Source organism: Streptomyces sp. NPDC006368, from assembly GCF_040612535.1.
GTDB lineage: Bacteria > Actinomycetota > Actinomycetes > Streptomycetales > Streptomycetaceae > Streptomyces.
This window is the reverse complement of sequence record NZ_JBEXQK010000003.1, coordinates 225,410-244,981: the sequence shown is the minus strand read 5'-3', so window position 1 is coordinate 244,981 and position 19,572 is coordinate 225,410. Positions and strand designations below refer to the sequence as shown.

Sequence of the window (19,572 nt, the reverse complement as noted above, 5' to 3'; positions counted from 1 at the left end):
GCCGTCACGCCGCCCGAAGGTGAGGGCGGTAGGTTTTGGGAGCGCTCCCGCCCTCGCCCTCCACTGTGGAGACTTGAGTGGCTCACGTCAATGAGGGCGTCACCGTCTTGCCAGAGTCACCGCCGGCTTCTACAGTCCAGCCGCAGCCACACATTTGGGAGCGCTCCCATTTCCATCGTCCCCCCATGCCTTTCCGAAGGGATCCCCATGAAGACCTGGCAACGGTGTATCCGCTCCTTACGCGCCGCCACGGCGGCGGCCGTCGTGGCGCTGGGCTCTCTGACCGCCCTGACGGCCGGAGCCGGCCCCGCGCAGGCCGACACCCTGATCTGCGAACAGTTCGGCTCCACGACCATCCAGGGCCGCTACGTCGTCCAGAACAACCGCTGGGGCACCAGCGAGACGCAGTGCGTCAACGCCACCGCCACCGGCTTCGAGCTCACCCGGGCCGACGGCTCCGTCCCGACGAACGGGGCGCCGAAGTCGTACCCGTCCGTCTTCAACGGCTGCCACTACACGAACTGCTCCCCCGGCACCAACCTGCCCATGCAGGTGAGCGCCATCAGCAGTGCGCCGAGCAGCATCGCGTACGGCTACGTCGGCAACGCCGTCTACAACGCCTCGTACGACATCTGGCTGGACCCGACGCCCAGGACCGACGGTGTGAACCGCACCGAGATCATGATCTGGTTCAACCGGGTGGGCCCGATCCAGCCGATCGGTTCGCAGACCGGTACGGCGACCGTGGGCGGCCGCACCTGGGCCGTCTGGACCGGCAGCAACGGCTCCAACGACGTCATCTCCTTTGTCGCCCCCTCGGCGATCAGCAACTGGAGCTTCGACGTGATGGACTTCGTCGACCAGACCGTCGCCCGTGGGATGGCCCAGCCGTCGTGGTACCTCACCAGCGTCCAGGCCGGGTTCGAGCCGTGGCAGAACGGCGCCGGCCTGCGGGTCGACTCCTTCTCCTCCACGGTCAACGGAGGGGGCAGCGGCCCCGGCGACCCGGGTACGCCGGCGGCCTGCAAGGTCACGTACGCCACGAACGTCTGGCCGGGCGGCTTCACCGCCGATGTGACGGTCGCCAACACGAGCCCGACGCCCGTCGACGGCTGGAAGGTGGCGTTCACCCTCCCCTCGGGCCAGCGCGTCACCCAGGCCTGGAACGCGACCATCACCCCGTCCTCGGGCGCGGTGACCGCCAGTAACACGAGCGGGAACGGCCGGATCGCCGCGAACGGCAGCCAGTCGTTCGGCTTCCAGGGCACCTACACGGGGACCTTCGCCAAGCCCACGCAGTTCAGCCTCAACGGGACGGCGTGCGCGGTGGCGTGACCACGCCCACCGCGCCCACCGCGCACGTGACACGGCCGGCCGTACCCACGGGGGGACGGCCGGCCGTCTCCGTCACTCGGTCACTCGGTCACCAGTCCCGTATTTCGCGGGGCGCTGATGCGGCTGGATGGTGCGGGGAACGTCGATGCCCTTTGCCCACCCGATCCCCGGATGGAGCTGACGCACGGACAGGTGATCGAGGTGCTGGTGGCCAACCGGGAGCCGGCCCGCCAGGCCGCGGCCGCCCGCGGCGAAAGCAAGGACCGCAGGACCCGCTGCTTCCGCTGGACGCTCGCCCGGTGAGCCGCACGCGGCCGCGCCGGGGGACGGCCACCGGGGAGTCGTCGCCCGGCGCACGGCTGCGGGAGCCCGATGAGAACCGCACGATGCGGCGATGAGTTTTCCCGGCCCGGCCGGTCTACCGTTCGTCGAGTGATCAGAAAGCGCGCAGCAGGAGGAGCGGCATGAGCCAGTTACTGCGGGTCCAAAACTTCACCGTGTCGAGTGACGGGTTCGGCGCCGGCGAGGGCCAGAGCCTCGAGAAGCCGTTCGGCCAGGCCGATCCGGGGAGCATGTTCGCCTGGGCCATTGCCACCGACCACCCACCCATCAACCGCTCCGGACCCGGTGGCAGCCGCGGTCTGGACGACTACATCACCCGGGACTACGCCCGTAACATCGGCGCCGAGATCATGGGCCGCAACAAGTTCGGGCCGCAGCGCGGGCCCTGGCAGGACCACGAGTGGCAGGGGTGGTGGGGTGACGAGCCCCCGTTCCACACGCCGGTGTTCGTCATGACGCACCACAAGCGTCCGTCGTTCACGCTCTCCGACACCACGTTCCACTTCGTCGACGGCGACCCGGCCGCGGTGCTCGCCCAGGCGAAGGAGGCGGCGCAGGGCCAGGACGTCCGGCTTGGCGGTGGGGCCACAATCATCCGGCAGTTCCTCGAGGCCGACCTCGTCGACACCCTGCACGTGGCGGTCCTGCCGACAAAGCTCGGCTCCGGGGCCCGGCTGTGGGAGTCCCCCGATGAGCTGCTCGACCGGTTCCACCAGGACGTCGTGCCCAGTCCGAGCGGCGTGACGCACCACCTGTTCTGGCGGAAGTGAGGCCGGACCAGCCGGCCGGCGCGGGTTTCGTCACCGGCGCCCACGGCATGGCCGCCGCCCGGCGGCGTCCTGGCCCGGCGTTTCGCCAGCGGCGCCGGAGCGGTCAAGCCGGTTGGCCACCAGCACCTCGATCACCCGGCCGTGCGTCAGCTCCATCCGGGGATCGGGCGGGCAAAGGGCATCGACGATCCCGGCAACATCCAGCTGACGCAGAAACTCGGCAGCGACGGGCGGAGCGCCCAAACGCCTGGTCACCACGGACTCGATCACGCACTCCATACGGGGGCGTTCCGTCCGTGGCCGCGGGGACCGGGAAGTCATCGACACACCCTGATCAACGTTGACACGCCCGTGCCGGACACCGCCCGGCCCCGCTCTCCAGCCCTGTCAGCGACCCGCGGGATACGGGACTAGTGGTGGACCATGCAGCTCAGCTGCGGGGTGGCGGGCGGGGCGCCGCCGGTGGCCGTGAAGCCATAGGTGGTCGTGGCTCCCGGCGCCAGGTTTCCGTTCCAGGCGACGCTGGAGACGGTGATGGCGGTGCCGCTGCCGCCGAGGGTGCCGTTCCAGACGCTGTCGACGCGCTGGCCGTCCGGCAGGGTCGCGTGGACCATCCAGGACGGGAGGGGCGCCGTGCCGGTGTTCTTGACGGTGACCTCGGCCTGGTAGCCGCCGTTCCAGACGTTGACCGTGCGCTGGGCGGCGGAGCACACACCGGTGGGCGCGGGCGTCGGGGTGGGGGTGGGGGTCGGGCCGGGGGTGCCGCCCGTGTCGCCGATGCCGGTCACCTCACCGTTGCCGCCGTCGAAGACCACGTCGGAGCAGCCGTAGAAGGTCTCCTGGCTGTCCGAGCGCTGCCACACCGAGTAGATGACGTGGCGGCCGGTCTTGTTGGCGGGCAGGGTGGCCGTCCACTTGTACTGGCCCTCCAGCGTGCCCACCTGGCCGGTGACCCGGGGGTGGTCCACGGTCAGGAACGGCTGGGCCTCCAGGTCGTCCCAGCCCAGCGGCTGCGTCGGGTCGTAGCCGTCCTTGGTGATGTAGAGGTGGAACCAGCCCGGGTGCGCGGCCCACGCGTTGTACGAGAAGTCCAGTCGGCCGCCGGAGGTGAGATGGGTGACCGGCCAGTCCGTACGGGGCAGGTCGAACCCGGCGTAGCCCGGGTTGCCGCCGCTGCACAGCTTGCCGTCGGGGATGAAGCCCACGGTGCGACCGCCGCCGTCGGAGCGGAGCACCGAGAACCAGTTGTAGAGGGAGTTGTCACCGCTCCGGGTGACAGCCGCGTCGCACGCGGGGTTCTTCGGGTCGATGTCGCCCTGGGGGGTGAGGCCGTCCTTCCAGCACAGGAAGGTACGACTGCCGGGCTGCATCATCGCCCCGTGCGCCGCGGCCGGGCCGCTCGCCATCATGACCAGGAGCAGGGCGGGAAGGGCGGCCAGCAGACTGAGCAGGGACAGCGTGCGCGCCCGTCGGGCGCGGAGTAACCGGACCTTCATGGTGTTTCCTCCTTCGGTGAGGGCCTGTCCGCCCGGCCCGGCACGTCCCACCGGGCCGGGCGGACAGGAGCGGGGATCAGGCCGGGGGTGCGCCCCAGGCCAGAGCGGTGCCGGTGTAGGCGGGGATCGCGGGCGCGTCGGCGTACGCGGTCGCCGCCGAACGGCTGTAGTCGTCGGCCTCGTTGAAGTTCGACCAGTCCGATTTGGCCATCCGCAGCTGGATGTCACCGGACGTGCTCCCGGCCGCCAGCGAACCGGCCGCGAAGGTCACCTCCAGATAGGCGTCCGCGCCCGTGACCGGAGTCGTCAGCGGCACGACCCGCAGCTTGACCTGCGCGCAGCCCACCGCCGCGTAGTCGCACCAGGCGCTCACCGGGGACGCGCCGTCGCGGGTGAAGTAGTACCGCGCCGACACCGTGCTCAGGCTGAGGGCGGAGGTACCGCTGTTGACGATCTGGAGGGAGGGCCGGATCGCGTTGTCCGTGGCGGACGCGTCGTTGTTCTTGTAGCGGACCTTCACCCCGCCCGACGGGACACCGGCCCCCTCGGTGGTGACGCTCAGCGCGGCGGACGGCGCCGACACGTTGCCCGCCGCGTCGCGTGCCCGGACAGTGTAGCTGTACGCGGTGGACGCCGTCAGCCCGGTGTCGGTGTACGTGGTGGCCGTCACCGGCGCCGCGTTCACCTTGGTCGCACCCCGGTACACGTCGTAACCGGTCACCCGCACGTTGTCGGCCGACGCCGTCCACGACAGGGTGACGGACGAGGACGTCTTCGCGGTGCCGGTCAGCGCGGTGGGCGCGGTCGGCGCGGTGGTGTCCGGGTCGCCCGGGTCGCCGCCCCCGTCTCCGTACACGCCGCGCAGGCTGATGCCCGTGGTGCTCGCGGCGCCGCCCAGCGGCACCTCGTGGTCCAGGGAGACGAACTTGCCGCCGTGCTGCCACAGGGCCGGCTTGAGCAGGGCGTACTTCTCCTCGTCCCACGACTTCCAGTCGCCGAGCAGCAGGCCGCCGGTGTCACCGGAGTTGGGGTTGAGGCACCAGAAGGTCTGGTGGATGCGGTGCTCGACGATGAGGTCGCGCAGCGCGGTCATCCACTTCTGGTTGGGGCCGCCGTCCAGGAAGCCGCCCCATTCGCCGATCAGCAGCGGGGCCTTGTTCTCCTTGTGCAGGTACAGCCAGTTGGGGTCCCACACGTCCCGTTCGAGGGTGGTGCGGTCCCAGGTGCCGGTGAACCACGGCTGGAGGTGGACCAGCGGTCCGTAGTCGTGCGGGGAGTAGACGAGCTGGTCGTTCTGGGCGCCCAGGTCCACGGGGTGGTCGCGCACACCGCGGAGATTGCCGCCCCACCACATGGAGTGGTAGTCGGTCGGGGTGGTGGAGGTCCAGCTCACGCCCGCCTTGGGGTAGATCTCGATGCCTTCGCACAGCACCAGGAGATGGGGGTTGATGGCGAGCATCCGCTTGCCGGCGGTCTCGCAGACGTGCTTGAAGTTGTCCTGGTCCGTCGAGCCGTCCCACTTGGCGCGGGGCGACGTGTTCGCCGTGCCGTGCGGCTCGTTCTTGACGTCCATGGCCACGAGCGTGTCGTCGTTCTTGTAGCGGGCGGTCACCCACTCCCACGCGGTGTAGAACTGCTCGGACGTGATGGCGCCCTTCCACCAGACCGGGTACACATGGCCGGAGTTGTCGGCCTCGGCGCTGTGCACGTCGAGCATGACCTTGATGCCGTACCGCTTGCACAGGGCGAGCCAGTGGTCGAAGACCTCCAGCGAGGTCTTGCCCGCGATCTCGGGGTTGGCGTAGGCGTTGACCCCGCTCGGGACGGTGGCCTGGCCGTTCTTCCACTCCAGCAGGAGCTGCGTGGAGATGGGGACGCGGACGATGTTGATGCCCCGGTCGGCCATGGACTTCGTGATGTCGGTGATGTTGCCGGACCACAGCCCGTGGAAGACCCGCTCGCCGGCGTTGAAGCCGAACCAGTTGGTGCCGGTGAGCCAGACCTCGTCGCCGTTCGCGTCGACGATCTTGTTGCCCTTGGTGTGCAGCCAGTCGTCACCGGGCGCGGCGACGGCGGCGGCCTCCGCCCGAGGCGGTGCGGGCGCGGCGGCCACGTGCTCCCGCTCCGCGGCGGGTGGCCGGTCGGCGGCCCACGTCGCCGGGCCGACGGCGGAGAGGAGCCCCGCGGCCATCACCCCGGCGATCAGCGCCCTGACGGGGCGGAGCGGTCCGCGCGGCCGGATCCGTGTATGTGACTGTCCCACTGTGTGCCCTTCTGTGGTTTCGCCGGGACGAGAAGCACCTACAGACGTGGGAGCGCTCCCAAATGCGCGCTGTTCATGAAGCCAGGCGCCCCGAGGGCTGTCAACCTTTCGGACAGGATCGGGCCGCTCCTCGGCACGCGGCACCATCCGCAGGCCGTCGTCCGCGTAAGATCCGATCTTCACTGAGGGACCGACCACGGGGGGACTTGTCATGTCCGAAACCAGTCCGGGTGTCAACCGCAGGAATCTCCTGCGCCTGGCCGCCGGTGCCGCCGCCGTCGCGGCGGGGGGCACCTTCGCCGGGCCGGCGGCCGTCGCCGCCGCCGCCGACCTACCGGCGGCGCTGCCCTTCTCGTTCCACCGGAACGGGTACACCCTCGTCACCGACCTGCCCGAGGCCATGCGGCCCTGGCGGGACCGCCCCACCACCTGGGCGAACCTGTCGCCCAACACCGAACACACCTACCTGGACTCCGCGGGAGTCATCCAGTACCGGGAAGGCTGGGACAAGCCGGGCCAGGACCGGCCGGTGACCCAGATCCAGTTCGGCCTCGGCTGTGTTACCGGTTACCGCGTCGAGACCGACCCGGACCGCAAGGCGCTGTTCCTGACGCGCGCCAAGGCGCAGGCGGAGCGGCTGATCGAGAAGCGCGTCGAGAGCCGGGGCGCCTGGTACTTCCCGTACCCCTTCGACTACACGCACGGCACGCACAGCGGCATCTCGTACAAGGCCCCCTGGTTCTCCGGCATGGCACAGGGCGAGGCGATCAGCCTCTTCATCCAGCTGTCGGAGCTGGCCGGGGTCACCACGGCGGAGCGGACGCGCTACCGCGCCGCCGCCGACGCGGCGTTCGCCTCGCTGCTGCGGGCGGACGACGCCCACCCGTGGGTCGTGAACAAGGACGCCTCCGGCTACCTGTGGATCCAGGAGTATCCGGGAGCCGAGCCGGGAACCGGCGACTACACCTTCAACGGCATGATTTTCGCCATGTTCGGCCTGTGGGACTACTACGTGGCGACGGGCAACCAGCTCGCCGCGGCGCTGTACGACGGCTCCGCCATGACCATGGCGCAGTACTTCCCCCGCCTCAGGAACGTGCGCTGGCACTCCTACTACTGCCACACGCACCGGATACCGGCGTCCACCTACCACCAGCACCACATCAACCTGTACCGACAGATGCACTGGCAGACGGGCAGCCCCGACTTCGCCCACCACCAGGACATGCTCACGGACGACTACCCGTCGCCGTACCTGCGCGCCGGTTCCACGATCGCCTTCGCCGCGGGCACGCACACGCTCTACCGGCTCGACACCGCCGCCGACGGCAACTGGGCCGCGGCCAAGGCGGACGCCCAGCTGGAGACGAAGCAGGTCACGTTCGCCCGCGCGACCCAGGCTCCGACGACCATGCGGCGACGCATCCAGAACCGGGGCGTCTACTACCTGATCAGCGAGGGCCCCTACGCCGGGTGGTGGGTCGGCGAGGTTTGGCCCAACTCCTACCTGCTCGGCGAGCACCTGCGGACCGTCTACCGCCCGGAGCGCACGCTGACCTTCCCCGGTGGGGGCCAGGAGGTCGAGGTCCACAAGTTCGCCGAGGACGGCACGGTGACCAGCGTCAGGACCGTCTCGTTCGCCCAGCCCTCCAACGCCCCCTTCGACCGGCGGGCCGTCGTCAACGGGCGCCCGATGTGCCAGATCACGGCAGGTGCTCTCACGGGCTACTGGGTGGCCGCGAACCGGGTCACCACCGACGGGCACTGACGGCCCGTCCGCACGGCCGGCCGCCCGGCCCGCCCGTACGGCCGGTCCCGGGCAGGAGCCCGGGACCGGTGTCCGGGACCGGTGTCCGGGACCGGTGTCCGGTCCGGGGCCGGTACGGACCCGGGGCCGGTATGCCGTCGGGTTCCGGCCCGGGGCCCGGCCGGGATCCGGGCCGGGGCCGGAACGGATCCGGATCGTCCGCTCAGCGGATCTTTCCGGCTCCGGCGCGGCCACGCACCAGGCCCGGGACGGCACGCGGGTCGTCGACCCGGGTGCGCAGGACCGGGGTCCAGCCCGCCCCGGACCGCAGCGCCTCGTCCGGCTTCTCCGCGTTGTGCGCGGCGATGAGATCGACCGCCCTGCCGTTGACGTGGTTGCCCCGCGCGGTCACCGGCGCGTCCTTCCACTTCTTCAGGAGCCGGGCCGCGCTCACCCCGTCCGGCAGCGTGAACGCGTTCCTCTCCGCGTACAGCCGCGACTCGAAGCCGATGCCGTAGGAGTACGCGTAGTCCTGGCCCCCCTCCACCACGTGGTGGTTGTTGTACACGTCGACCTGGCCGAACCGGACCCGTGGCGCCCGCTCGACGACGCCCCGGAAGAGGTTGTGGTGCAGGGTGACCCTGAGCTTGCCCCGGTCGGTGGCGGCGGCGCTGTCGCTGTTGCCGATCATCAGCGTCTTGTCGTGGTCGGCGAAGACGTTCCAGGAGGCGGTGACGTGGTCGGCGCCGCGCACGATGTCGAGCTCGCCGTCGTGCTGCTGGTAGAGCTCGCCGTAGTGGCGGGGCAGCGAGCTGTCGGGGTGGCGGCCGTCGGTGAACGTGTTGTGGTCGATCCACACATGCGTGGAGCCGTACACCACCATCGCGTCGTACTCCGAGTTCCACGCCCCCGTCGCGCCGTCCGTCGGGTCCCACTGCGGGAAGCAGTCGAGCGGGCTCTCCAGGGTGAGGTTGCGGACGATGACGTTGTCGACGCCCTGGATCTGGAGACTGCCGCCGGTGATCCCGGCGTCCTCGCCGACGCCGACGATGGTGGTGCGGGCGGGGACGTACGCCTTGATGGCCTTGCCCTGGTTCGCGGCGGACGCGGCCCGCAGGTCCTCCTGGACCCCGCTGACCGGCCTCTCGTACCCCCATACGGCGGGGTCGTAGTCGGCGAGGTAGCGGTCGAAGTCGTATCCGTCGGCCTCGAAGGTCCGGCAGCCGCCCTCGGTGGCGTCGAGGGTGCCGGCGACGCGGACGATCCGCGCCGCGCCGCCGGTGTCCGCCGCGAGGGCCGCCCTGAACGCGGCCCAGGTGGTCACGGTGTACGTGTGCGCGGCGTCGGCGGCGGCGCCGCCCGTGGTGCCGGCGCCCTCGGAGGCCCAGCCGTCGCCGGCGGGCAGGGTCTGACGGGCCAGGTCGCGCGGGCCGGTGCCGGCGCGGGCCGCCCCGGCGCCGGAGTCCCCGGCGTGGGCGGGGTGGGCGGCCTGGGCGGGCGGCACCAGGGCGGTGCACCCGGCCAGGGCCACCGCCGAGGCGATGACCCGTGCGGAACGTCTCTGTGTGCGCATGTCGCGGCTCCTGTCGTGGTCCGGTGGGCGTGCGGGGGCTGCTCCGGTGGCGAGCGGTCAGCCGGTGGCGGGCGGCCAGGTGATCCACTCGGCGGGGACGGGGTCCTCCAGCCGCCGTACGTCACGCGGGCGCAGCACCCCGGCGCGCCGCAGCCCCGCCGCCACCAGCCGCGCCACCTCGATGGCGCCGCGCGGCCGGAAGTGGGTGTTGTCCTGCTCGCCGTCGGGGTGGTTCGGCGACTCGCCCGGCGCGAGCCACAGGAAGTACGCCTTGGACGGCTCGGGCCCGAGCCTGTGCCACTCGGCGAGGCTCGCCGCCTGTACGTCGACGAGAACGACCCCCTCCTCGGCGGCCAGCGCCCGCATCGCCGCCGGGTACTCCCCGTGCGTCGGGACGGCGCTGCCCGAGGCGTCGAACCTCCGCCGCTCGACGGAGGTCAGCAGCACGGGCCGCGCCCGGCGCGCCCTGGCACCCGCCACGTACTGGCGCAAGTGGTCCCGGTAGGACGTCCACGGCTCGGTGTAACGGGTGGGGTCGGCGGCCTTCTGGTCGTTGTGCCCGAACTGGATCAGGAGGTCGTCCCCGGGGCGGAGCGCGTCGAGCACGGCGGCGAGTCGGCCCTCGTCGATGAAGCTCTTCGAACTGCGGCCGTTGACGGCGTGGTTGGCGACGCGGATGCCGGGGGTGAGGAAGAACGGCAGGGCCATCCCCCATCCCGTCTCCGGGGCGGCGTCGGCGTACTTCCGCGCGGCGGTGGAGTCACCGGCGATGTGGAGCGTACGCCGGGTGCCGGCGCCGGCCGCCGCGGGTGAGGCCGCGGCGGCCGGCACCAGGGGGAGGGCGGCGAGGGCCGCCGCCACGGTCTGTCTGCGGCTCAGGGACACGGAAGCGTGCCTCACTCTCGTACGGAAGAGGGAAGAGGGAAGAGGAAGAAGGGTGGGAGGGACAAGGGTGGGGAGAGGGAGAGGGGGCCGGCGGCGGGGCGCGACGTCAGGCCGCCGCCGGCCGGTTCGGGAAGAGGTCAGCCCTTGTTCTGCTCGTTCCATTCGGCACGGGCGGTGTTGAGCTGCTCCGCGACGGTGTCCAGGAACGCCTTGGGGGTCATCTGACCGAGCAGGACCTTCTGGAAGTTCGGCTCGTTGTCGGCCTTGCTGATCTTGTTCCAGTCGGGCAGGAAGTACGGCAGCTCCACGATCCTGGTGGATCCGTCGGTGAGGGCCTGCGCGCCCAGCTTGGTCGCCTCCGCCGCCCGCAGCCACGGGTCGGCCTGCGCGTCCTTGTTGGCCGGGATGGCACCCGCCGACGCGTTCCATTTGCTGTTGGACTCGTGCGAGACGGCGAACTCGATGAACTTCCAGGCGGCGGCCTTGTTCTTGCCGGTCCTGAAGAGACCGAGCCCGTCCACCGGGTTGGAGACCTGCACGCGCTTGCCGTCCGGCCCGACCGGGTTGGGGATACCGGCGAACTTGTCCTTGCCGAGCGACTTCACATGGTCGGTGTAGGAGCCGAGGTTGTGGCTCAGCATGCCGATGGAGCCGGTGTCGAACTGGGCGACCATCTTCTTGAAGTCGTTGTTGACGTCCGCGGCCGGCGTCGTCTTCTTGTACAGCCCGACGTACTTCTCCAGCGCGGCGACGTTCCTCGGGTCGTTGACCGTCGTCTTCTCGCCGTTCCAGAAGGACGTGATGCCGGACTGGCCGTACATGGCGTCCAGCGCCTGCGCGATGGACCCCGCCCCGCCCCGGATGGTGTAGCCGAACCTGTTGTTGTCGGCGTCGGTGAGCTTCTCGGCCGCCGTGTAGAACTTCTCCCAGGTGGTGGGGGGTTCCAGGCCCGCCGCCCGGAACAGGTCGGTGCGGTAGTAGAGCGTGCCGTTGCTGGCGGAGGTCGGCACGGAGTACATCTCGTCGGCCCGGCCGCCGGCGGACTTGACCGAGTCGACCATCGTGGGGACCAGCTTGCCGTCGAGGCCGGAGTCCTTGATGCGGTCGCCGACCGGGTCCAGGGCGTTCTGGGCGACCATGTTGGCCAGGTACGCGGCGCCGACGCCTCCGACGTCCGGCAGGCCGCCGCCCGCGATGGCGGTGTCGTACTTCGACTGCACGTCCTCGCTGGGGATGGGGACGTACTTCACCTTGATGCCGGGGTTCTTCGCCTCGAAGTCCTTGATGATCTCCTGCCAGACGGCGGTGCGCACGCCGCCGTTGTTGTCCCAGAAGGTGATGGTGCCCTTGCCCGATCCCTCGTCGCCGCTGCCTCCGGTGCCGTCGTCACCGCACGCGGTGGCGGTGAGGGCGAGCACCGCCGCCAGGGACACGGCCGCTGTCGTACGGCGCCGTCCGGGGACCTGTGGGGTGTTGCTCATGGTCGGCTCTTCTCTCTCAGTGCGTGCGGGTGGTGCGGGAGTCGTGCGGGGCCCAGCCGTCCCGGCCGGCGAGGTAGTCGGCGACCTCGTGGCGGGCGGCGTCGGCGTCGGACATCTGCGGGCGGTCGGCGGTGACGGCCGCGCCGGGCCCGTAGGTGCGGTACTCGCTGAAGCGGGCGTCCTTCCACGAGAAGCCGCTCATGTCGGTCCACGGGGATGCCTTGATCGCGGCGGGCAGCTCGGTGTCCCGGAAGAGCACCTGCGCGACGGCGTCCGGGTTGCCGCCCGGGTGCCAGGGACGGCCGAGGTGGAAGGAGCCGGCCGGGGCGTCGCTGACGACCCGTGAACGGGTGATCAGGAAGCCGTACGGGTTGTCCTTCCACGTACTGGCCGCGGTGATGTAGCCGTTGTTCGTGGCGGAGCCACGGCTCAGCGCCCTGATCAGTGAGCGGTCGATGACGGTGGTGGCCCGGCCGTAGACGAAGTCGACGTCGCCCTCGATGTACGCGTCGCGGATGTAGACGCGGCTGATGACGTCCAGCTTCGGGCTGTCGGTCATCAGGGTGTCCTGGTTGCCCTTGAAGGCGGTGTTCTCGAAGACGATCCGGTCACCCGTGGTCTTCATCGCCAGCGCCTGCTCGGCGCTGAGCTCGACGGCCGCCTCGTCGAAGTCGTTGACGAAGGTGAGGTTGCGGGCGGAGACGTCGGACGCGGCGATCAGGACGGTGGCGCTGCCGGAGGACCCGCCGTACGCGTTCGGCGTGTCGTACACGATCACGGTCCGCGACCGGTCCTCGCCCGTGCCCTCCAGGGCGATCCTGGGCTTGTCGGCGGGGACGCGGACCTTCTCGCGGTACGTCCCGGGAGCGATCCTTACGGTGACGAGCCCGTCGTTCCCGGCCGGTACGGCGTCGATCGCCGACTGGACGGTGGGGTACGCGGCGGGCACGTCGAGCACGGTGCCGGCGCCGAGGTTCTTCTGCGGGCCGGAGAAGCGGGTGACCAGGGCGGGAACGGCGGCGGCCGGGTCCAGCCGGTAGGCGTAGAAGGCGCGCGGGTCGAAGGCGGTGCCCCACTCGTCGTGACGGCCGGTCGTGCCCCGCAGAATGGAGCCGCGCTCCACCAACTGGGCGGTGGCGTCCGCCTGGTAGGGGTGCTGGACGTCCCGGTAGTAGCTGTTCTCGATCACCATCCGGGTCCGGCCGCGCGCCCAGTTGCCGTACGACCAGACCGTGTCGCCGTCCGCGACGTGCGCGGACAGGTAGTTGTTGTAGAGGTGGGCGTAGGCGCAGTTGTCGGCCGACGGGTTGCGCTGCTTGGTGCCGCTGAACCAGTTGTGGTCGATGGTGATCTGCGTGGTCAGGTTGTCCGTCCAGCCGATCCCGAAGGCCTTGTTGTGGTGGTCGAAGCGGTTGTACGAGACGGTGATGTACTGGCTGTCCTTGCGGACGTCCAGCAGTCCGTCGCCCATGTGCGTGAAGCGGTTGTGATCGATCCAGACGTGGTGGACGGAGTCCATCTGGATGGCGTCGAAATCGGTGGTCTTGCCGTCCCAGTCGCCCTCGACGTACGAGTCGCGGATGGTGAGGTTGCGGATGATGACGTTGTGCGTGCCGGGCTTGAGCTGAAGCTCGCCGTGGACGATCTCGGCGCTCGCGCCGACGCCGATGATGGTCTTGTCCGAGGCGACGGTGATCGAGGAGCCGAAGGGCTCGACGTCGATCGTGCCCGCGACGCGGATGACGTAGGGCTCGGCGGCCCCCGCGTAGGCCGCCAGGTCGGCCTGGGTGCGGACGGTGACGACCTTGCCGCCCCTGCCGCCGGTGGTGCCGCCGGCGAGGGAGGCGAAGCCGTGCGGCTCCTCGGCCCAGGGGGCGCGGTTCCGCTGCGGCCGGGAGGCGGGCGCGGGGTCGGACAGTGCGACGGGGTCGGACCCGTCCGACACCGGGGCGGCGCCGGACACGGGGGCGGCCGGTGGAGGTCCGGGAACGGCCGGCGCGGAGACGGGGGCGGCCGGCACGGAGACGGAGGCGGCCGGCGCACCCTCGGCAGGGGTGACGGCGCCGAGGGTGAGGGCGGCCACGAGGCCGGTGACGGCGGCCAGGACTCCGCCCGGCAAGCGCTTGCTGTTCGGGTAGGGCATTGCGGCTCCCAACAGACGATCGAAAACGGTCAGTGGATCCGGAAGTCGGTGAACATGGCCGTCCCCGCGCCGCCCTGTCCCTCGGGCGCCACCGCGAACAGGCCGAGCAGCGCCCCGACCCAGCGCCAGGGCGTGGCGGCGAAGACCGGTCCCGACGGCTGCCACCCGTCCCCCGTGTCGTACGAGAACCGGCAGCGGGCGCCCGTCGACACCTCGACGCCCAGCCGCACCCGCCCGTCCGGGGCGGGCGCCACGCGCGCGTGCGCCGCGTCCCGCTCCCGCTCGGCGACCGTCTCGGCGAACCGGTGGACGAGCTCCACCCGTCCGTCCGCCGCCCGCCGCAGCCCGATCCAGCAGTAGGCGTCGCCCAGGACGGCGAGCCCCGCGCGGGCGCCCGGCTCGGTGGACTCCAGGGCGAGCGTCACCTCGGCGGTGAACGTCTCGGCGGGCAACCGCTGGGTCAGCACGTTCGGCAGCAGGCGCAGGTCGTGGGTGTCGGCCGTCCGGACGCACGCCAGGCGCAGCCCGTCGCCGCCGTGCTCGACGGTCCACCCGGCATGGGGGTCCTCCCTGTTCGAGCGAGGCCCAGGGCTCGGGGGAGGGTTCGCCGTCCACTGCCACTGCCGCCCGTGGCGCCCGCCCGGGAAGGCGTCGTCGGTCGCCGGCGCCTCGACGGGCTGCGGCGGCCCGGCCGGCTTGCGGTGGACGCGGACCGGCTCGCCCGCGTCGCCGAGCACCGGCCAGCCGTCCGCTCCCCAGGCCATCGGCTGGAGGTGGACGACCCGGCCGTAGGGGCCGCGCGCCTGGAAGTGCAGGAACCAGTCCTCCCCCGCCGGGGTGCGCACCCAGCCGCCCTGGTGGGGGCCGTTGACGTCGGTGCGGCCCTGCGCGAGGACGACCTTCTCCTCGTACGGGCCGAAGAAGTCCCGTGAGCGGAAGGCGCCCTGCCAGCCCGTCTCCACTCCCCCGGCCGGGGCGAGGATCCAGAACCAGCCGTCGCGCCGGTACAGCTTGGGCCCCTCCAGGGTGAACCAGCCCGGGATCCGGTCCCCGTCGATGATCACCTTGCCCTCGTCCAGCAGGGTGCGGCCGTCGCGGCTCATCCGGTGGCCGGTGAGCCGGTTCTTCACCCCGGACCGGGACTTGGCCCAGGCGTGCACCAGGTACGCCTCGCCGGTCTCCTCGTCCCACAGGGGGCAGGCGTCGATCAGCCCCCTGCCCGCCTTCAGCAGGTGGGGTTCGCTCCAGGGCCCGCGTATCCGCTCGGCGTTGATCTGCTGGATCCCGTGGTCGGGGTCTCCCCAGAAGATCCAGAAGCGTCCGTCGGCGTACCGCAGGGAGGGCGCCCACACGCCCCGGTCGTGGCGGGGCGCGGCGAACTCCGGGGCGGGCGACAGCCGTTCGAGCGCGTGCCCGATGAGTGACCAGTTGACCAGGTCGCGGGAGTGCAGCAGGGGCAGCCCGGGGGCGCGGCCGAAGCTGGAGGCGGTCAGGTAGAAGTCCTGGCCGACGGCGATGACGTCGGGGTCGGACCAGTCGGCGTTGAGGACCGGGTTGCGGTAGGTCCCGTCGCCGAGATCCGCTGTCCATACCGGTGTCATGACAGGGCCTTCCGGACGAGGGCGGCGGCCTCGGCCCGCTCGAGGGCGCCGTCGGCGACGACCGTCACCACACGGCGTACGACGGTCGCGCCGGCGGGGAACGGCAGCCTGGTGTCCCAGGCCAGGGAGGAGCCGACGCCCGGGTACTCCTCGGTGCGCACGAACCAGGGGTCCTTCCGCGTCTCCTCGGTCGCTCCGGCGAACACGAGCGTCCAGTCGGGTCCGGTGAGCGCGAGCCACGGGGCGGTGCGGCCGTGCACGGAGCTCTCACCCTCCGCGTCCGCCGTGTGGACGGTGGGCGGGGTGGCCGCCCTGGGCGCGCGCCAGAAGAAGCCTCCGTAACCGGCTCCCGGGCGGCCGTTGGTGGCCGGGGACCCTATGGAGAGGTCTTCCGTCCCCCGGTTGGTAAGCGAGTAGGTGAAGTCCAGCGCCCAGGCCGTGTCGGTCAGTTCGGTGGCGGCGACGGTGCGGCGCTCGCGCAGCAGCTCGTGTCCGCCGCTGCTCCAGGACAGGTCCTCGACGAAGCCGTCGGGGTCCCGCAGCTTCCAGTCCTGGTGGCGCTGCTCGCCGTGGTTGTCGAGCGGGGTGGGCCCCCGGTCGCGTACGAAGGTGCGCCCGCCCCAGAAGTTGATCCCCGCGACGTCGGGCACGGCGACCGAGACGCCGAGGTGGTGGAGGTGGTCGTCGGGCCGCTCCTCGGTGACGGGGGTGCCCCTGAGGGTGGTGACGGGGTGGAGGTACGGGCGGGGGGAGAGGTCCGGGGCGAGGGCGGGGCGGTAGTGGTAGCGGCCGACGGCGCGGCCCGCGCAGCGAAGGACCAGGGCCGTCGGGGAGGTCGTGGCGGCAGTGGTCGTCGGGTGCTTCGTCGGCTTCGACGGGGGTTTCATCGGGGAGTCGCCTCCAGCTCGGAGAAGAGGGAGAGGGTGTGCGCGCTCGCGTGGACGAGGCCGTCGATGCCCTTCACCACCCGGCGGCCGTCCTGCGCGTACCAGCTGCCCGGGGGCAGGTGCCGTGGCTCGGGGGCGGTGCGCACGGCCTCGACGAGCCGCATGAACGCTCCCGTGCGGTGCGGCGGTACGAGGAGCTCCGCGCCCTGCGTCAGGTGGGCGACGAGGTTCTCCAGCAGGTCGGTGCGGCCGTGGACGGTCTCGGCGGGGCCGTGTCCGGCGCGCTGCACGAGGACGCGGTCCTGCTTGTACCAGAGGGTGATGCGGCCGTGGCTGCCGTGGACCATGACGTACGGCTCGCCGGGTTCCTCGGCGCAGAGCGTCACGGCGACGGTGACGCGGGTGCCGCGTGCCGTGGTGACGCGTACGCAGCTGGTGTCGTCGGCCTCGATGTCGTTGGCGCGGGCGAGCTCCAGTTCGATGTCGGTGACGTCATCGGCGTGCTGGCTGCCGTCCAGCGCGAGGGCGGTCGCGACGGCGTGGGCGAGCGGGTTGGTGAGCACCCCGTCGACCACGTCCGTGTCGCCCAGGCGCCGCTTCCCCGCCCACGGGGAGCGGCGGAAGTACGCCTCGTCCCGGGCCCAGGCGCCGGCGGCGCCGATGCCCAGGATGTCGCCGATGGTGCCGTCCGCCACGAGTGCGGCGATGGCGGGCAGGGCGTGGGAGCCGAGCGACTGGAAACCGATCTGGCAGACGGTGCCGGCCTCCCGAACCCCGTCGGCCATCCGCCGGAACTCCGCGAACGACGGGGCGGGCGGCTTCTCCAGCAGGATGTGCGTCCCGCGCCGGGCGGCGGCGAGGGCGAGCTCGGTGTGGGTGTCGATGGGGGTGCAGATGACGGCGACGCCGGCGCCGGTGGCGTCCAGGAGGGCGCCGAAGTCGGCGGACTGGAGCAGCGGTCCGGTCGCCGCCCGGCCGGGTGGGGCGAAGCCGTCGAGCTCCCGCTCGTCGAGGGGCCTCAGCTCGCAGACGCCCGCCAGGCGCACGAGGCCCGCCCGCTCCAGGCGGTGGATGTTGTGCAGGTGCCAGCGGCCGTGGCCACGGGCGCCCGCGAGGACGACGGGGATGGGGGTCTTCATCCGTGCTCAGCCCTTCACCGCACCGGCACTGAAGCCCGTGATCAGCCACTTCTGGATGAAGGCGAAGACGATCACCACCGGTACGGCCGCCACGACACCGCCCGCCGCGAGCGCTCCGAGGTCGACGCTGTCCGCGCCGATGAGGGTGTTGAGGCCGACGGGGATCGTCTGCTTGTCCTGCTCGCTCAGGAACATCAGGGCGAAGAGGAAGTGGTTCCAGCTGTGCACGAAGGCGAAGGAGCCGACCGCGATGAGCCCGGGCCGCAGCAGCGGCAGGACCACCGCGCGGAAGGCGCGGAAGCGGGAGCAGCCGTCCACCCAGGCGGCCTCCTCCAGGGAGACCGGTACGTTCTTGATGAAGCCGCTGATGAGGATGATCGACAGGGGGAGCTGGAAGACGGTCTCGGCGATGATGACGCTGCCCAGCGAATTGATCATCCGCATGTTGCGGAAGATCTCGAACAGCGGCACGAGCATCAGCGCGCCGGGGATGAACTGGGAGCACAGCAGCGCCAGCATGAAGGCGTTCTTGACGCGGAAGGTGAACCGCGCCAGCGCGTACCCGCCGGACAGGGCCACGACCGTCGTCGTCACCAGGGTGACGACACCGACGATCATGCTGTTCTGGAAGAAGATCCCGAAGCTGCGTTCGTTCCAGACCTTCTCGAAGTGCTCGAACGTCAGGGGCCACGGCACGAGGGACGTCGACCCGGCGGGGCGCAGGGCGAACAGCAGCATCCAGTAGAAGGGGACGAGCGTGAAGAGCAGGTACAGCCCGAGCGGGAGGTAGATCTGCCACCGCGGTACGTCGTCGAAGGCGCGTTCCCGCTTGGGGCGGCGGGTCCCGGCCGGTGGAGCCGGGTGGCGGTCGGTGGCCGTGGGCACGCGCGCGTGGGTGCCCTTTTCGGCGAGAGCGGCGGTCATGAGCGGTCGCCTCCGAACTTGCTCAGGCGCAGATAGAGGATCGAGCAGAAGAGGAGGATCACGAACGCGACGGTCGTCAGCGCGGAGGCGTAGCCGAAGTCGTGGCCCTCGATGCCGGTGTTGGCGATCATCAGGGGAAGGGTCGTGGTGACCCCGGCCGGGCCGCCGCCGGTGAGCGTGTAGAGCAGGTCGACGTTGTTGAACTCCCAGACGCCGCGCAGCAGCGTGGACAGGATGATCGCGTCCTTGAGGTGCGGCAGGGTGATGTGGAGGAACTGCCGGAGCCGGCCCGCCCCGTCGACCGAGGCCGCCTCGTACAGGTCCCTCGGGATGGACTGGAGGTCGGCGAGGATGAGGATCGCGAAGAAGGGGACCCCGCGCCAGAGTTCGGCGACGACGGCCGCCCAGAACACGGTGCCGGTGTCGGACAGCACGGAGGTGCCGTACGAGCCGATGCCGGCGTCGGCGAGGTAGCGGCTCATGCCCGTGGAGGGGTTGTAGAGCAGCATCCAGATGGTGGTGGTGAGGACGCCGGAGACGGCCCACGGCGAGAAGACCAGGGCGCGGGCGACGGCCCGGCCGACGAAGGTCTGGTTGACCAGCAGCGCCAGGACGAGCCCGAGGGCGAGTTGCAGCCCCACCTGGACGACGACCCACTTGGCGCTGAAGCCGAGCGTGGACCAGAAGAGCGGGTCCTCGGTGAAGATGCGGGTGAAGTTGTCCAGGCCGGCGAAACCGTTCTTCCACGGCTTGGTGACGTTGTAGTGCTGCAGGCTGTAGTAGAAGACGCTGAGGACCGGGTAGGCGATGAAGCCGAGCATCAGCAGACCGGCGGGCGCGATCAGCAGGTACGGCAGACGGCGTGGTTGCGCCACGGCTCCCGTGCGGCGCCGGGCTGCCCCGGGCTTTTTCGCCACGGCTGCGGCTTGGGCCATGACATGTCTCCGTTCAGAGCGTTCAGAGCGTTGCGTGCGGGACGTGCGTGG

At 71.2% G+C, this 19,572-nt stretch carries 16 protein-coding genes; 4 read left to right on the top strand and 12 right to left on the bottom strand.

Features of this window, described 5'->3' with window-relative positions; translation table 11 throughout:
* The first annotated feature begins 207 nt into the window (after positions 1-207).
* The 3 genes from ABZZ38_RS04615 to ABZZ38_RS04605 all read left to right on the top strand — a co-directional run bounded on the left by ABZZ38_RS04615 (position 208) and on the right by ABZZ38_RS04605 (position 2,447).
* Positions 208-1,335 (top strand): cellulose binding domain-containing protein, encoded by a 1,128-nt coding sequence (locus ABZZ38_RS04615; protein ID WP_356735689.1) that lies wholly within the window; start codon positions 208-210, stop codon positions 1,333-1,335.
* A gap of 171 nt (positions 1,336-1,506) precedes the next feature.
* Positions 1,507-1,638 carry a hypothetical protein gene (locus tag ABZZ38_RS04610; protein ID WP_356735687.1) on the top strand — a complete coding sequence of 44 codons (132 nt, stop codon included), beginning with the start codon at positions 1,507-1,509 and terminating at the stop codon, positions 1,636-1,638.
* A 161-nt stretch (positions 1,639-1,799) separates the two neighbouring features.
* Positions 1,800-2,447 carry a dihydrofolate reductase family protein gene (locus ABZZ38_RS04605; protein ID WP_356735685.1) on the top strand — a complete coding sequence of 216 codons (648 nt, stop codon included), beginning with the start codon at positions 1,800-1,802 and terminating at the stop codon, positions 2,445-2,447.
* Positions 2,448-2,477: 30 nt separating this feature from the next.
* On the opposite strand, the gene ABZZ38_RS04600 is transcribed toward ABZZ38_RS04605, so the two are convergent.
* From ABZZ38_RS04600 to ABZZ38_RS04590, 3 genes are all read right to left on the bottom strand, one after another.
* On the bottom strand, positions 2,478-2,717 hold the full coding sequence (locus ABZZ38_RS04600) for a hypothetical protein (RefSeq protein WP_356735683.1): 240 nt from the start codon (positions 2,715-2,717) through the stop codon (positions 2,478-2,480).
* 140 nt (positions 2,718-2,857) lie between these two features.
* On the bottom strand, positions 2,858-3,943 hold the full coding sequence (locus tag ABZZ38_RS04595; protein ID WP_356735681.1) for a lytic polysaccharide monooxygenase: 1,086 nt from the start codon (positions 3,941-3,943) through the stop codon (positions 2,858-2,860).
* A gap of 76 nt (positions 3,944-4,019) precedes the next feature.
* Positions 4,020-6,206, bottom strand: coding sequence for a cellulase family glycosylhydrolase (locus ABZZ38_RS04590; RefSeq protein ID WP_356735679.1), 2,187 nt, complete (start codon positions 6,204-6,206; stop codon positions 4,020-4,022).
* A 211-nt stretch (positions 6,207-6,417) separates the two neighbouring features.
* Between ABZZ38_RS04590 and ABZZ38_RS04585 the strand changes: the two genes are divergently transcribed.
* On the top strand, positions 6,418-7,974 hold the full coding sequence (locus ABZZ38_RS04585) for a D-glucuronyl C5-epimerase family protein (RefSeq protein WP_356735677.1): 1,557 nt from the start codon (positions 6,418-6,420) through the stop codon (positions 7,972-7,974).
* Positions 7,975-8,176: 202 nt separating this feature from the next.
* Here ABZZ38_RS04585 and ABZZ38_RS04580 read toward each other — a convergent pair whose 3' ends face one another.
* From ABZZ38_RS04580 to ABZZ38_RS04540, 9 genes are all read right to left on the bottom strand, one after another.
* Complete coding sequence (locus tag ABZZ38_RS04580) at positions 8,177-9,526, bottom strand: polysaccharide lyase family 1 protein (RefSeq protein WP_356735675.1); 1,350 nt, start codon at positions 9,524-9,526, stop codon at positions 8,177-8,179.
* A 57-nt stretch (positions 9,527-9,583) separates the two neighbouring features.
* Positions 9,584-10,411 carry a rhamnogalacturonan acetylesterase gene (locus tag ABZZ38_RS04575; RefSeq protein WP_356735867.1) on the bottom strand — a complete coding sequence of 276 codons (828 nt, stop codon included), beginning with the start codon at positions 10,409-10,411 and terminating at the stop codon, positions 9,584-9,586.
* 137 nt (positions 10,412-10,548) lie between these two features.
* Positions 10,549-11,892 carry a sugar ABC transporter substrate-binding protein gene (locus ABZZ38_RS04570; RefSeq protein ID WP_356735673.1) on the bottom strand — a complete coding sequence of 448 codons (1,344 nt, stop codon included), beginning with the start codon at positions 11,890-11,892 and terminating at the stop codon, positions 10,549-10,551.
* Positions 11,893-11,908: 16 nt separating this feature from the next.
* On the bottom strand, positions 11,909-14,035 hold the full coding sequence (locus ABZZ38_RS04565) for a pectinesterase family protein (protein ID WP_356735671.1): 2,127 nt from the start codon (positions 14,033-14,035) through the stop codon (positions 11,909-11,911).
* Between the two features lie 29 nt (positions 14,036-14,064).
* Positions 14,065-15,636, bottom strand: a complete 1,572-nt coding sequence (locus ABZZ38_RS04560; RefSeq protein ID WP_356735669.1) for a family 43 glycosylhydrolase — start codon at positions 15,634-15,636, stop codon at positions 14,065-14,067.
* Entirely contained in the window at positions 15,633-16,523 is an 891-nt protein-coding gene (locus tag ABZZ38_RS04555) for a PmoA family protein (protein ID WP_356735667.1), read from the bottom strand. Before ABZZ38_RS04555 ends, ABZZ38_RS04560 begins: the two co-directional genes overlap by 4 nt.
* Positions 16,520-17,662 (bottom strand): Gfo/Idh/MocA family oxidoreductase, encoded by a 1,143-nt coding sequence (locus ABZZ38_RS04550; RefSeq protein WP_356735665.1) that lies wholly within the window; start codon positions 17,660-17,662, stop codon positions 16,520-16,522. Before ABZZ38_RS04550 ends, ABZZ38_RS04555 begins: the two co-directional genes overlap by 4 nt.
* A gap of 6 nt (positions 17,663-17,668) precedes the next feature.
* Entirely contained in the window at positions 17,669-18,586 is a 918-nt protein-coding gene (locus tag ABZZ38_RS04545) for a carbohydrate ABC transporter permease (RefSeq protein WP_356735663.1), read from the bottom strand.
* Positions 18,583-19,521: a sugar ABC transporter permease gene (locus ABZZ38_RS04540; RefSeq protein WP_356735661.1), complete on the bottom strand. Its 939-nt coding sequence runs from the start codon at positions 19,519-19,521 to the stop codon at positions 18,583-18,585. Before ABZZ38_RS04540 ends, ABZZ38_RS04545 begins: the two co-directional genes overlap by 4 nt.
* Positions 19,522-19,572: the final 51 nt, after the last annotated feature.